Annotated in this window: 10 protein-coding genes; 9 read left to right on the top strand and 1 reads right to left on the bottom strand. The window is 50.3% G+C overall.

Translation table 11 applies throughout. From position 1 onward, the window contains the following. Nucleotides 1–374: 374 nt before the first annotated feature. From AC0MA3_RS13225 to AC0MA3_RS13195, 7 genes are all read left to right on the top strand, one after another. Nucleotides 375–581, top strand: a complete 207-nt coding sequence (locus AC0MA3_RS13225) for a hypothetical protein (protein WP_474656546.1) — start codon at nt 375–377, stop codon at nt 579–581. A 124-nt stretch (nt 582–705) separates the two neighbouring features. After that, entirely contained in the window at nt 706–2,208 is a 1,503-nt protein-coding gene (locus AC0MA3_RS13220; RefSeq protein ID WP_474656545.1) for a glycoside hydrolase family 32 protein, read from the top strand. A gap of 12 nt (nt 2,209–2,220) precedes the next feature. Then, nucleotides 2,221–4,101, top strand: a complete 1,881-nt coding sequence (locus AC0MA3_RS13215; protein ID WP_474656544.1) for a GH32 C-terminal domain-containing protein — start codon at nt 2,221–2,223, stop codon at nt 4,099–4,101. A gap of 17 nt (nt 4,102–4,118) precedes the next feature. Continuing rightward, nucleotides 4,119–5,054, top strand: a complete 936-nt coding sequence (locus AC0MA3_RS13210) for a carbohydrate ABC transporter permease (RefSeq protein WP_379158951.1) — start codon at nt 4,119–4,121, stop codon at nt 5,052–5,054. 82 nt (nt 5,055–5,136) lie between these two features. Continuing rightward, nucleotides 5,137–5,976 carry a carbohydrate ABC transporter permease gene (locus AC0MA3_RS13205; protein ID WP_474656543.1) on the top strand — a complete coding sequence of 280 codons (840 nt, stop codon included), beginning with the start codon at nt 5,137–5,139 and terminating at the stop codon, nt 5,974–5,976. Between the two features lie 8 nt (nt 5,977–5,984). Further along, the gene (locus tag AC0MA3_RS13200; protein WP_474656542.1) at nt 5,985–6,980 is read left to right on the top strand and encodes a carbohydrate kinase family protein; all 996 of its coding nucleotides are present in this window, start codon (nt 5,985–5,987) and stop codon (nt 6,978–6,980) included. Between the two features lie 543 nt (nt 6,981–7,523). After that, nucleotides 7,524–8,123, top strand: a complete 600-nt coding sequence (locus tag AC0MA3_RS13195; protein ID WP_474656541.1) for a hypothetical protein — start codon at nt 7,524–7,526, stop codon at nt 8,121–8,123. Nucleotides 8,124–8,236: 113 nt separating this feature from the next. Here AC0MA3_RS13195 and AC0MA3_RS13190 read toward each other — a convergent pair whose 3' ends face one another. Further along, the gene (locus AC0MA3_RS13190; RefSeq protein ID WP_474656540.1) at nt 8,237–10,576 is read right to left on the bottom strand and encodes an AraC family transcriptional regulator; all 2,340 of its coding nucleotides are present in this window, start codon (nt 10,574–10,576) and stop codon (nt 8,237–8,239) included. A gap of 184 nt (nt 10,577–10,760) precedes the next feature. Here AC0MA3_RS13190 and AC0MA3_RS13185 point away from each other — a divergent pair, with 184 nt between their 5' ends. Both AC0MA3_RS13185 and AC0MA3_RS13180 read left to right on the top strand, forming a co-directional pair. Then, entirely contained in the window at nt 10,761–12,284 is a 1,524-nt protein-coding gene (locus AC0MA3_RS13185) for an extracellular solute-binding protein (RefSeq protein ID WP_474656539.1), read from the top strand. A gap of 630 nt (nt 12,285–12,914) precedes the next feature. Further along, the gene (locus AC0MA3_RS13180) at nt 12,915–14,468 is read left to right on the top strand and encodes an extracellular solute-binding protein (RefSeq protein WP_474656538.1); all 1,554 of its coding nucleotides are present in this window, start codon (nt 12,915–12,917) and stop codon (nt 14,466–14,468) included. Nucleotides 14,469–14,596: the final 128 nt, after the last annotated feature.

Raw genomic sequence — 14,596 nt, 5'->3', positions numbered from 1 at the left:
TGTTCTGCGACAGTAGCAAAAAAAACGTCTATTCCAAAAAATAGACTGTGCTTGGCTACATCGGACGGAACTCTGATGTGGAAAATTTATGCTCACCCCAATCTGACTTTGGGATTGTTACTGTAAGGCAAACCCCGGGACATGTAAAAGACATGTTTTGGGGTTTGCCTTTTTTGAATTGGAATCGCATAAAAACATGGGACGGTCTGAAATCTTTCGTCCAGTGTTTTAAATACTGCTTCATTGGTTAGATGTCAGATCGTTTACATAAGTATTCTGAAATAAGTCTTGAGTTTTTAGACTTATAGCTGTTCCCGCTTTACCTGTTAGCACTGTAAGCAGGCGATTTCTGGAGCCGACTCAGAAGACAAGAGGTGTGCCCCAGTGAAGCTGATGAGGAAGTTCAGCCGAGCCAGGAGGTTCCCCACTCTGGGGAATGGGATAAAGGAATGGAGTGGAATTTTGGAACTGGAGGAGCGGTAGCGGCCGCCTTTGTCACCGGATTTCCACCGCGAACAGCAGGTTATATCAAGAAATCCGGGGACAACAGCGGCCGGAAGTCCAAAACTTCCACGGAGTGACGCTGGTCCCATTCTCCTCCTCCCCCTGAAAACATCACAACTTCTGAGCCGATCATATTGAAATGATTTCTCTAACCGTTCAGCTACAATAGGGTCAACTAAACAAGGAATAGGAGCATGCAGCATGAATGTTTCGGGAGAGAAGCAAGCACATAAAGAGAGCATACGGCTGGCCGAGGAAGCAGTGGCTGCACAGGCGGAGATTGCGGCACGGGATGACTATCGGCTGCAGTACCACATGCTGCCACTGGCCGGCTGGATGAACGATCCGAATGGCCTGATCTATTTTAAGGAGGAATACCATCTGTTCTATCAGCATCACCCCTATAGTGATAAGTGGGGACCGATGCACTGGGGACATGCTGTAAGCAAGGATCTGGTGCACTGGAAACACCTGCCCATAGCTTTGGCACCTACGGAGCCTTATGAGCTTGGACAGGAGGGCGGTTACGGCTGCTGGTCCGGCAGTGCTGTGGAGAATGATGGCAGGCTGACCTTGATCTACACCGGGCATGTCGACGGCCGCGTACCCATGGAAGTGCAGTGCGAGGCGAGCAGCACGGACGGTGTTGTTTTTGACAAGCATTCCGGCAATCCTCTGATTCCAGGTTCGCCCGATACGGGCAATTTCGGCTTTCGTGATCCCAAGGTATGGTGTCATGAAGATTTGTGGTATATGGTGCTGGGTTCCGGGAAAGACGGCAAAGGGAAGGCGCTGCTCTACCAATCGGAAGATCTAGAGCGGTGGGAATACATGGGGACGGCTGCGGAGAGCGATGGTACCCAAGGGGACATGTGGGAATGCCCCGATTTATTCCCGTTGGGAGATAAGCATGTGCTCGTGTTGTCACCGATGAATATGCAGGATGCCAAAAATTTATATATGACCGGAGAAATGGATTACGCCAGCGGAAAGTTTACACCGGTGACTCAAGCGAAGCTTGATCATGGTCCTGATTTTTATGCCGCACAGACTTTGCTGGACGGCAAGGGCAGAAGAATTATGATCGCCTGGATGGATCACTGGGGTTCAGAGATGGCCCGCGAGGACCGCGGGTGGTATGGGGCAATGACATTGCCGCGGGAGTTAGTGCTCCTGCCGGGAGGCAAACTGGCTTCGCGGCCGGTTCCCGAGCTCGAGCTCCTGCGGGAGGCTGGAATAACAGCTTCTGGGGTTAGCCTCTCTATGGGGACTGATGCAGCATGGAGCGTTAGAGATGGACAGGGTTTTGAATGGATTGCTGAATTTGCGATGAATGATACACAAGCTGAGCGTCTGGAGATTACTCTGCTTGCGGCAGAGGGAAGCGGGGAATCGACGGTCATCCGCTATTTGCTCCGGGAAGACAAGCTGATCCTGGATTGCAGCGCTTCCGGCCGTGGCGATGCATCGATAAGTGAAGTTTCAGTAAGCACGGAAGCACCAGATGCTAATGGAGGATCGCTTAAACTGCAGGTATTTATCGACCGTTCTTCAATTGAAGTGTTTGTAAATGATGGCCGCTATGTATTGACAAGCCGGGTGTATCCGTCTGCTCTAACCGGCGGAATAACGATGAGGGCTGAGGGTGGAAGCATAACGCTGGAGTCGCTGAATATGTGGAATCTCAAATCTATCTGGAGCTAGTCTGGAGGGGCTATGATCAAAACTACAAGTAAACTGGCAGGTGTGGCTGTAGTACTGCTGGTTATCGCAGGGTGCAATATTGGCGGCAACAGCAATCATACCAGTGATACTTCTGATTCTAAAACTCCGTCCAATGCCATCTCGAATACTGCACCTGCAGACTTTCAGTTTTCTGCGATTCCGAATTACTACACGGAGTTGTACCGCCCGCAGTATCATCTGTCGCCGGAAAGCGGGAATATGAGCGATCCGAATGGAATGGTTTATTTTGAAGGTGAATATCATCAGTTCTACCAGAACAGCGGCCAGTGGGGGCACGCCGTCAGCACGGATCTGATCCATTGGCAGCACCTGCCGGTAGCGCTCCTGCGCGATTCGCTTGGGGAAATTTGGTCAGGCAGCGCCGTGGTGGACTGGAATGATACGAGCGGTTTTTTTGGCGGGAAAGCGGGATTGGTTGCGATCTTCACCCATTTCAAAGGAGGAATGCAGTCGCAGAGCCTGGCTTACAGTTCTGATAAAGGACGCACCTGGACCAAATATGAAGGCAATCCCGTGATTCCGAATCCCGGACTCAAGGATTTTAGAGATCCCAAGGTGTTCTGGCATGAGCCCTCGCACGCTTGGGTGATGGTTGTCTCGGTGGACAACCGGGTGAGATTCTATACCTCACCGGACCTGAAGACCTGGCAGATGGCCAGCGAATTCGGCGCCGACCAGGGTTCGCATGCCGCCGTCTGGGAATGTCCGGATTTGTTCGAGCTTCCTGTGGAAGGCAGCAAGGAGACAAGGTGGGTGCTGGCGCTCAGTATCGGCAATAACCGCTCAACCCGTGGCTCAACAGCGCAATATTTTATCGGCAGCTTTGACGGCAGGACGTTCAAGAATGAGAATGAGCCCTCCAAAGTGCTGTGGACCGATTATGGAAAAGACTTCTATGCTGCAGTGTCCTACTCGGATATTCCGCAGACGGACGGCCGCCGGATCTATGTTGGCTGGATGTCCAACTGGCGCTATCCGTTCTCCATGCCAAGCGCTCCGTGGAAAGGGAATATGTCGTTGCCGCGGGAGCTGAAGCTGCGCGATATTCCCGGTGAGGGATTGCGCCTCGTCCAGCAGCCGGTGCAAGAGCTGGAAGCCTTGCGCGGCCAAGCGGTCAAGGTGGGGATCCAGCGGCTGGAGCCGGGTAAAAATCCCCTGGCCAGCCTGCGTGGAACTTCCTATGAACTCGATTCCGAGTTCACTGTGCAGGGAGAAGCGGAATTCGGCTTCAAACTGAGAAAGGGCGGAGAGCAGGAGACAATTATATCCTATAACAACATGAATTCAACACTAACGGTGGATCGAACTAAATCCGGCGACAGTTCTTTTGAAGCCGGGTTTGCCGAAACGGTTCAGGCTCCCTTAAGAGCGGTAAACGGTAAAATCAGGCTGCATATCTATGTGGATGAATCGACGCTGGAGGTGTTCGGAGCAGACGGCGAGACTGTGGTTTCCACTATTCTGTTCCCGGGGGCTACCAGTAACGGGCTGGAGCTGTATGTGAAAAAGGGGAACGTGACGCTGGACCAGGCCGTCTTTTATCCGATGGCCAGTGTATGGCGGAATGAGGATCCGGGCAGCTCGAAACCGCTTCGCGTCCTGCTTAGCCAATCCAGCGTGGATGTTCCACTTGGTGGCACTGTGGAAGCGGCAGCGGCGGTCGTTCCGCTAACAGCTCCCCAGGATCTTACTTGGGTATCGGGTGATGAGACAGTTGCACAGGTGGATAGCCGCAACGGAACATCCGCTGTCGTAAAGGGGCTGAAGGAAGGCCAGACAGAGATTAAAGCCCTTGCTCCGGGTGGGCAAATTTATGCAGTAATGAACGTGTACGTCTATAAACCGGATTGAAATGGAGTGAAAAGATCATGACAAGCGTTACAACGGCAGCTGAGTCTGCCTCCAAAACTGCCCCACCCGGTAAAAAGCCCCGCCGGTTTCTGCGGGGAGAAGAAATGACCGCCTGGTGGTTCGTGCTCCCTTCTTTTGCTTTGCTGCTCATCTTTGTGTTCTATCCGATGCTGCAAGCCTTTGTGATCAGCTTTCAGAATTATAACCTGGTGGCATCGAGCCGCAGCTTTATCGGGCTCAGCAATTACAAGTCTCTAGTGACAGACAGGGACTTCCTGGCCAGTCTCAGGCATTCGTTTCATTTTGCCGTCATCGTTATTCCGATTCAGACCGGGATTTCACTGGGATTGGCACTGTTAATCCAGAAAAGGTTCAAGCTCACCGGTCTGTTCCGCACACTCTATTTCATTCCGGTTGTCATTTCTACGGCAGTGGCCGCAACGGTGTTCAAACTGATCTACAATAAGGAATTCGGGATTCTGAACAATGTGCTGAAGACGTTTCATCTGCCCACTACCAATTTCCTGTCCAACCCGGATACGGCGATGAATGGCGTGATCATGCTGGGAATATGGAAAGGCGTAGGCTTTTTCATGATTATCTTCCTGGCCGGACTAAACAACATTCCCCAAGATTTGTACGAGGCGGCCCGGGTAGACGGTGCTACAAAAATACAGCAGTTCTTCCGTATTACGCTTCCTTTGCTGAACCGTACCACGGCCTTCGTTGTGATTATGACGACAATTGATGCAATCAAGCTGTCCGGCCTTGTTTTTGTATTGACCAGTGGAGGCCCCAACGGGGCTACCGAAACCGCTGTCTATTATATTTATAGAATGGCCTTCCAGCAGATGCAGATGGGCTACGGCACCGCAGCCGCTTTTATTCTGTTCGCGATTGTTCTCGCCATCTCGCTTGTGCAAATGAGACTGTTCCGGAACGCGGAATATTAATGGAGACACTTCTGTAGCCGATTTTGCTGCAGAGGGGTATTAAGGAAGCGGCTGTTTCGTAAAACTACTAGGAGGAATCCACATGAACCGCTTTGCAAGCATTGCCAAATATACGGTTATGACCGTCCTGGCTGTCATTTCAATTATCCCGATCCTCTGGATGATCTCGGGTTCACTACGTCCTTATGAGGAATTGTTCAAGTACTCCACCAGCCTGAATATTCATTTGTTCGTTCCTGTTAAGCCAACGCTGGCTAACTTCAAAGAGGTTATCTTCAGTGAGGGCAACCCTTTTCTCCGCTATATCGCGAATACACTGTTTGTTGCAGGGATTGTAACCTTGCTGGTGCTGCTAGTGAATTCGATGTCGGCGTTTGCTTTTGCCAAGCTGCATTTCCGTGGAAAAGCGGTTGTCTTCGCACTGTTCATGTCGGCAATGATTATTCCCGGTGAAGTAACGCTGGTCCCAAACTATCTGCTGATGAATTATTTCGGCTGGCTTAACTCCTATAAAGCGCTGGTGATTCCTTCGATGCTGTCTGTGTTCGGAATCTTTCTGCTGCGGCAGTTCTTCGCGGAAATTCCAGATGAGATTCTGGAGGCGGCCAAAATCGACGGAGCCTCAATGCCGCGAACCTTTTCCCGCATTGTCTTGCCTGCGGCTGTCCCGCCGATGATCACCCTTGCGCTGATGACCTTTCTCGGCAACTGGGATTCATATCTGTGGCCTCTGATCGTTATCAATGACGAAAAGAAACAGATGATTCAGGTAGCCATTGCCGCGTTCTCCTCGGTCGAAGGAACAGATTGGTCTAAGATTCTTGCCGCAAGCACCATTTCCACGGTTCCGATCCTGATCCTATTTCTGTTCCTGCAGCGTTATTACATTCAGGGCATTACGATGTCCGGTGTGAAAGGATAATGAAGGGAATGGGAATAACGATGAAATACGATACAGTGGCGCTCGGTGAGCTACTTATAGATTTTACTCCGGCAGGGCTGTCGCCCACGGGTAATCCCTGCTTCGAACGCAATGCTGGTGGCGCTCCGGTGAATGTGCTGGCCGCATTGTCACGGCTAGGCAGGCAAACGGCTTTTATTGGAAAAGTGGGTGATGATCCGTTCGGTCAGTATCTGAGGGAAGCATTGGTGGCAGAAAAGATCGATGACATTGGGCTGGTCGAGACGAAAGAGGCCCATACAACCATGGCGTTCGTGCATTTGGATGCTGGTGGGGAGCGGAGCTTTCATTTCTGCCGACATCCGGGTGCGGATGCTGAGCTGACTTTCAACGAGGTGAATCGTGAACTGCTTAGCAGCACACGGATCTTTCATTTCGGGTCGATCTCCATGACCACTGAGCCTGCTTACAGCGCTACAGTTCAGGCTGTCCGGCTGGCCAAATCGCATGGGGCACTTATCACCTATGATCCTAACTGGCGGCCTGCGTTATGGAAGGGTGATACCCATAGCAGGGCTGCGATGGAAGAAGGGCTGCATCTCGCAGACATCGCAAAAGTATCTGAAGAAGAACTGGTCTTCCTGACAGGAAGTCAGGATTTGGCGAATGGAGCAGGGCAGCTCTTGAGTAGCTATCCTATCGCGCTATTACTCGTCACGAGGGGAGCAGAAGGGACTTATTATACCACCCGGACAGTGTCTGGCAGTGTGGGCTCTTATCCGGTAATCCCAGTAGATACCACAGCAGCGGGTGACGGCTTTATGGGCGCTTTTATTTACCGGCTGCTGGAGCTGGGCAAACCGGTGTCGGAGTGGGAAAGAATTGAACTGGAAGAGGCGGTAGCGTTCGCCAACGCGGCAGGTGCCATAGCGGCCACGCGGAAAGGGGCAATCGCCTCTCTGGCAGGATTGGATGAGATTGGTGCGCTGCAGCATCGTGGCGGAGGAAACGCAGATTCGATCTGATCTGGAGCCCGGATACTGCTGGTTGCCGGGGTCCTGTGCCGGGGACTGACCCCATAACGTGAGACAAATTAAAAACACCTTCAAGAGAACGGAACCCGGTCGTAAGATAGGGAGATAACCTTGGAGGTGTTTTTGCGTTGGCAGTCAGATTGAGCTACACCGTAGAAATAAAGATAAAAGCTATAATTTTGGATCTGTACAACGGAGAGATTGTCGCTTACAGTAGAGCGGACAAGTATGCTGCTCCATAGTGACCAGGGCGGGAATCTACATAATATTCCGAATGAGATAACGTAAGTATTTATAAAGGTGAGGTGCTTAACAATGGGGGGATTAGTGGATAATTCTTTGAGTTTTACAAAGCAGTGTTTTGTGTATTTTCTTATTTGTTTGGTTGTATTCAATTTTAAAGTGTTTTCTTATCAAAACGAGCAAGTTAATATTGCTGGAGGCATAGGACCTAATCCAGTAAAGACAAACCATGACTTACAACTTCAACGCGCCTTTGGGACGACACATGTCACAGTGAAGAAGAACGGAGGCATGGATATTGCATTCAGCCTCAAGCTGGATTCGCGTGTGGAGCTGCTGGCGGGCGGTACCATTGAGGATCTGCTTCGCAGCAGACTTCAGGCGGCGGGGATTGAACTGCACAAAACAAAAGTTGGCAAATCCACGGAATATCAATTTCTGAAATCCTACGCCTCCATACAGGATGTGAAGTTGAATGCGGGAAGCCTCGATATTGTGGACACGCAAGTAGACACCGAAAACAAGTGGCTGTACACCCGGTATGACGTGGTGGCCCAGCCCAAGCTGAATGCTTACTCGGATAAGATTCTAGACGCGCTTGGAACGCTGAGCATACCCAAGTCGCTGGTCCGGCTGTTCATGCAGAGCCAAGCACTGGAGTTCAAATTAACGCTGCCATACAATCTCTATGGTCCTAACAATGCTGACGAGCAGGATGGGAATACACTAACTTGGCACATCACGATGGCTGATTCTGAGCCAGTGCGTCTGGTGGTGTATGTGCCGGACATCAAGAATATTGGGCTTGCCGGAGGTGCAGTTATTGTGCTGCTGGCGGCTGGGGTCCTTCTTTTCATCCGAAGAAGAAAATTGCGCAAGCCTAAAGCTTAAACATCCGCCAACGCCCAAAAAGCCGTGGTCCCAAGGAGCCTTCTCCTTCTGGGCTGCGGCTTTTTGAGAATAGGATGCCGGAATTCATAGGCGTTACCCTTTACATTCTCCCATCAATAATCATCCGGCACCACCCGTTGTCTTGCGCCCGCATTCTCGCGGTACTGGCCTGGGGTCATTCCCTCCTGCTTACGGAAAGAGCGGATGAAATTCTGAGAATTATTGTAACGGAGCCGGGCGGCGATATCTTTGATCGGCATGTCGGTCTCCTCCAGCCATTTCTTCGCCATCTTGAACCGGTACATGGCGAGATATTCGCTGAAGTAATACTGTGTCTCCTTGCGGAACACGCTGCTGATATAGTTCGCATTATAGTGCAGCCGGGAAGCACATTCCTCCAGGGTAAGGTCCTTGTCATAATCATGCTGGACGATATCGATCAGCTTTTCCGAGATATTGTGATACTGGGCATTCTGCCTGCTGCCAAAAATACGAATCATCGGCTGGATGACCACTGTCCAGAACCAGTCTTCAATCTCAGCGACAATATGGATATCCGTCAACTCCTCGAATAAGGAACCATTTGCTGGATGAATCTGGTTCAGGCTGATCCCTGACTCCTGCATCATAATCAGCAGATTATTCAAGAGGCGTGTGAGCGGGATCTGACATTCCTGTGGGGACAGGCCCGGTGTGAAAATGCAGCTGAATACCTTGTGCAGCAGGTCTTTTGCCTTTTCAGTATCCGCAAGCTTAATCGCGTCCATCAGATCATTTTCTTTATGGGTAGGATAGCTCAAATTGAGATAGTGATTACCGGAGTTGATATTTTCATATTGAATAATGATACCTTTACCCAGCGTGATCCGGTGCTTCAGAGCTTCGAGGCCTTCCTTGTACGCAATCGACATTTTATCGAAGGCATGGAAGGGCAGGCTCAGCCCGATGCTGGCCTCCAGCTTCAGGTAGTTGTTAATCTTCTGCTGTAGCGATTCGGTCAGTGAATAGAGTGTTTTGTCAAAAGACTCCGCATTGCCGTCGGCGCTCCCGATCAGCGTCACCACCGTATGATCCATGATGACTGGAGCCAGACGGTTGCTGGAGGGAATCAGCTCCTCGATCATATTATGCACAGCGAACAGCAGCAGGCTGAGATCTTTTTTCTGATAGCTGTTCTCCTCGGAGAAGTCGATACTGGTTGTAATTACGGCCATGGTCTGCCATTCCTCCAGCTGGGTATGATAGCCGAATTGCTCCAGCTCCTCAAGCAGCTCCCGCTTCTTAAGATTCCCCTGAAAAGCCTTGATCAGGACAAAGGTACGCACCTGCTGGATATGCTGGGCAACCTCCTTCTCCAGCTGGGATTTGGACTGGAATAAATGATGCACCTGCTCGCCTATGATCTGGAACTCGTTGGTATGCCGTTTGCGGATATCGGGCCTGCGCTGGCCCATCTGGTTAAGCAGACGCTCAATAGGTGAGTACATTTTGCGGGAGCCCAGCCAGGCCAGCAGAACCGACAACAGCAGCATCAGGGTGCATACATATACGGTGTAGGTCCCGATTTTGTTAGATTCTTTGGTCAGACTCGCGATTGAAGTTACCGAAAGATAGATCCAGCCGTTTTGCTGGGAACGCGTATAGGCGATGGAATAATCCTTGTTGTCCATTACGGTCTCGAATTGCCCCGATGGACTGGCGGCGCTGGATATTCTGGCGAAATCCTTGAAGCCGCTGGCTGCAGCGGGCTGGCCGATCAGACTGCGGTCCGGGTGCAGCAGAATCCGTCCGGTGTTGTCCAGAACGATGATGCTGTCCAGTGGCGGCAGGTCGGAATTAATGAAATCCTGCAGGCTGCAGGCCGGAATATTGGCGATCGCCAGCCCGTATTTTTGCAGCTTGGTAGTGGGCAGCTTCTTGATCAGGCTGATGCTGTATTCGCAACCCGTAACGTTAATGCTCTCCTCGCTGTAGAACAGGGAAGCGGGATTCAGCACCCAGGAGGTCTCATCAGGCAGATTAATCAGGTTGGTCAGCTGCTCGTAATTCTCATATTCATTCAGACGGTAGAGCCCGGAATTTTTGATCATCCAGTTCTGCCGCTGGTTCAGCAGAATCACATCCTCCAGCTTTGTATCAAAAGATTGCATGTTGCGGATTTCCGTACGTATGTCATTATATAAAATGAAATCGGTTACATTTAGCGGGTTGTTCAGCGCTTTTTTCAGTACGGAGGAGTTCACAACCTGATTCAAGGTTTGATTGACAGTAGCCAGCTTATGCTCTACATTGGATGTAATTTGTAAAATAAGTTCCAATTTATTCCGATTAACATTTTTTTGAATTTCGCTGGAGGATGTGAAGTAAGAAAAAGAACCAATGAACAGCACAGGCAATGTGCTGAGGACAAAGGCGAAAATCGTTAATTTGTTCAGGAAGCTTAAAGATTTCAATGGATTCAGCACCTTTACTTTAGGTAGAAGCAGTGGCCTGTCTTCAGTGTATGCATCACGAAGGATAATAACAATAATCATCTGGTGCCGCAATAATCATTTTCTCTATTTATCACTATCAAATGCAATTTGTACATTTATTAGGAGTGAAATGTAATAATTTATAAGCCAGGAGGATATATGGATGTTCAGACAAGACTTCGGCCGCAAGGCTGCCCGGTATAGCTTTGGGCTTGTTTTGCTTGTGATGTTTATAATGTTAAGCGCTTGCAGCGGGGAGGATGCCGCTGGAAGCGGTTCCGGCGTAGAGGTTCCGCAGATCTCCATCCTGGCACCACTCCATTTTCCCCAAACCCCTGCCAAGGATATCGTCGCAGAGATTGAGAAGCTCGCTGGTGTACGACTGCAGATCACATGGGTTCCGGAGGGTGTCTATACTGACAAAATGAATACGGCAATGGCGACCGGTTCCCTCGGTGATGTCACTTTTGTGAAGGTTACGGATTATAATTTGGTCAAAAATGCGATCCGCTCGGGAGCCTTCTGGGAGATTGGACCCTATCTTAAGGATTTCCCGAATCTGAAGCAGCTGGACCCGTCGATTCTGAACCAGACGGCCGTGGACGGCAAATTCTACGGCTTGTACACGGAGCGTCCATCCTCCAGACAAGGCATTATCATCCGCAAGGACTGGCTGGATCGTCTCCATTTGAACAAACCGCAGACGCTGGAGGAACTCTATAACGTTATCAAGCAGTTCACCTACAATGATCCTGACGGCAACGGAAAACCGGATACGCTGGGCCTGGTTGACCGCAATGACCTGGTGTATGGGGTATTCAAAACCCTTAGCTCCTACTTCGGCACCCCAAATAACTGGAAGCTGGTGAACGGCCAGTTCATTCCTGAATTTGAGACGCCTGAGTATATGGATACGATGAACTTCATGAAGCGATTATACAATGAAAAGATGATGAATCAGGATTTCGCCCTGACCAGCAAGGAGGTGCAGCGGGACAAGTTCATTCGCGGCAGCGCCGGCATGTTCATAGGAAGCATGACCGATGCGCAGCGCCTCTCCATTGAGACTCAGGCTATCAATCCTGCAGCCGAGCTGACCTTGATTAACCGGATCAAAGGGCCGGATGGTTATAAGGTATGGTCCATTCCCAACTACAACGGGCTCTATCTCTTTTCCAAAAAGGCTATTGCCACAGAGAAGGAGCTCAAGGAAGTGCTCGGATTTTTTGACCGCACGATGGATAAAGATATCGCCAATCTGATGAAATACGGGTTCGAAGGGCGGCATTATAAGCTTGAAGACAGCAAAGTGATTCTCCCGGAGGAAACCTCGCAGCTGCGTGTGAATGAGGTGAGTCCGCTCTACTCCCTGATGATCGCCGATATCGGCAACAAGAACATTATGGAGGTAGCACAAAAAGAGCAGCTGACCGCCCTCGCCGACCAGCTTAGCGAAGACAATGAGCAGTTCCTGGTTGATGATCCGACTATCAGCCTTAGCTCGCCAACCTTTGACGAAAAGAACACTGAGTTGTCTGCCATCATCGTGGATGCCACCTACAATTATATCCTGGGAAATATCACTGCCGAAGGCTTCCGCCAGGAGGTAGAGAAGTGGAAGGCAAGCGGCGGCGACTTGATTATTCAGGAGTATGGGGCTGCGGAGCGGGCGGCAGCGGGGAAGTGATTGCACATCGACAGATTGCAATGTTGCGGTCAGAGTGGCGATGGATCTTAGAAGCGTCTGCTAGCTTTTGAACCCATACGGACAGAGATTACATGAATTGCTCTAGTATCTATAGTTTTGGGATCAATATAATGAAATAACGTCATCTGAGTCCGAAAAGCCCGGAATGCCAGTGTGTTTCACAAAATAACGTCTCCTGTGTCCGCTTCACATCATGGTTCTGCTGATACCACTTGTTATTCGAGTATCAAAAGATCGTTGATTATTTTCTGTTTCTGCCAGGAATAAGCTTGCTTCTTGCCCCGTTGCAGATTCATGCGGCGGTTTTTTTCTGCTCTTCCTCCCTGCAGTGAACTGAAAACCACCCGTAAGGGAGGTGGGAGTGGTGGAGGGGAAGTTTGGAACTGTAGGAGCGTCAGCGTCCGAAAGTCCAAACATTCCCCGCAGCCACGCCCGCCACCTCCCAAGCGCGTCCAGCATTCAGTTCAATGCCCTCGTTATCACGATAATCATTTCCCCAGAACGCCCGCAGCAAGGCCCTTTTATGAGTAAATGATTGTATTCGTAACCCTGCGGACGCTGTATTGTGAGGCTTGTAACCAATACAAGTTAAACGGAGGTCAAATTGGCATGAACAAAAAATCCTTCACCCTGCTCCTGTCCGCCCTGCTCACATTCAGTATGTTGACAGCGTGTTCAGGCAACAACAACAAGAATAATGAAGCTTCCCCGAGCAATGCGGGAACCAGCGGCGGAACAGACACCGCAACTAAGGCACCGGAGCCGGAGAAACCGACAGAGATCAAGATTATGCTGCCACTGAACACATCAGAGACTCCACCGGATACGATTAAGACGGAAGTGGAGAAGTTAACGAATACGAAGCTCACTTATCAGTTCTACCCTGCGGATACGTATGAAGAGAAGCTGAACTCATCGTTCGCTACAGGCTCTCTGCCGCAGGTTACCTATTTGAAGAATCAGACAACCTTCCTCCAGATGAAAGAATCCATCAAAGACGGACAGTTCTGGGAGATCGGACCTTATCTGAGTGAGTTCCCGAATCTCAATAAGCTGAAGCCGGAAATCCTGAATAACACCAAAGTGGAAGGCAAGCTGTATACCCTGTATATTGGACGCCCGCTGGCACGCCAAGGCATCATTTACCGCAAAGACTGGGCGGATAAGTTGGGCCTGAAGCCACCGGCCAATGTAGATGAGCTGTTTGCTATGGCGAAGGCGTTCACTGAGCAGGATCCGGACGGCAACGGCAAAAAAGATACCACAGGTATTGTTGACCGTAACGAACTGGTCTATGGTGCATTCAAAACCGTATCCTCCTGGTTCGGCACACCGAACAACTGGGGAGAGAAGGATGGACAGCTGCAGCCGGAATTCACGTTCCCGCAATACTACGATACGATGGATTTCTTCAAAAAAGCCCGCGATGGCGGCTACATGAACCAGGATTTCGCGGCCACCAGTAAGACTGATGCTGTAAAAATGTTCGTCAGTGGTAAAGCGGGGATGTACATTGGCGGCTCGATGCAGGATATCGATACCCTGAACAAAGACCTGATTAAGAATTTCCCGGATGCCGTGCTGGATACGCACAGTATGGTTGCCGGACCGGACGGGAAGTTTGCACAATGGATGATTCCGGGCTACAACAACGTCGTGCTGTTCCCGAAATCAGCAGTCAAGGATGAGGCTGAACTGAAGAAGATTCTGGCGTTCTATGACAAGATGATGACTCCTGAGGTAGCCAACCTGATGTATTGGGGTATTGAAGGCACCCACTATACTGTCGTAGACGGCAAAGCCAAACCGGCGGATGACAAAGAATTGATCGAACGCGAGGTTAAAGGCTACAAGGACAGCGTAATTGGTGAAGCGGAGACGAATGGCATGTACCAGAGCTTGAATGTACTGCCGGGTAGACTCCACGCCGAAGAATTGCTGCTGGAGAATGTGAAGGTGGGTGTGGCGGATCCTACGGCTGCACTGGATTCACCTACGTATACTTCCAAGGGCGTTGAACTCCAACAGATTATTACAGATGCGACCTACAAATATATCTACGGACAAATTGACAAAGCCGGATTTGAAAAAGAAGTGCAGGCCTGGAAAGACCGCGGAGGCCAGAAAATTATTGATGAGTACAATGCCGTGTATAAGAAATAGGCAGTGGTTTTTATGAGTAACTGACTACAAATGAAGCCGAAAAGGCTGCTAACAACAGGAATACTGCGGTCTTTTCGGACTCTCTTGGCGCACCGGCAGTCAGGTAACAATTACGAAGCAGAAAGGAA

This window comes from Paenibacillus sp. LS-5 (assembly GCF_056121505.1).
The sequence above is the reverse complement of the archived record's forward strand: the minus strand, read 5'-3'. Positions and strand labels throughout refer to the sequence as shown.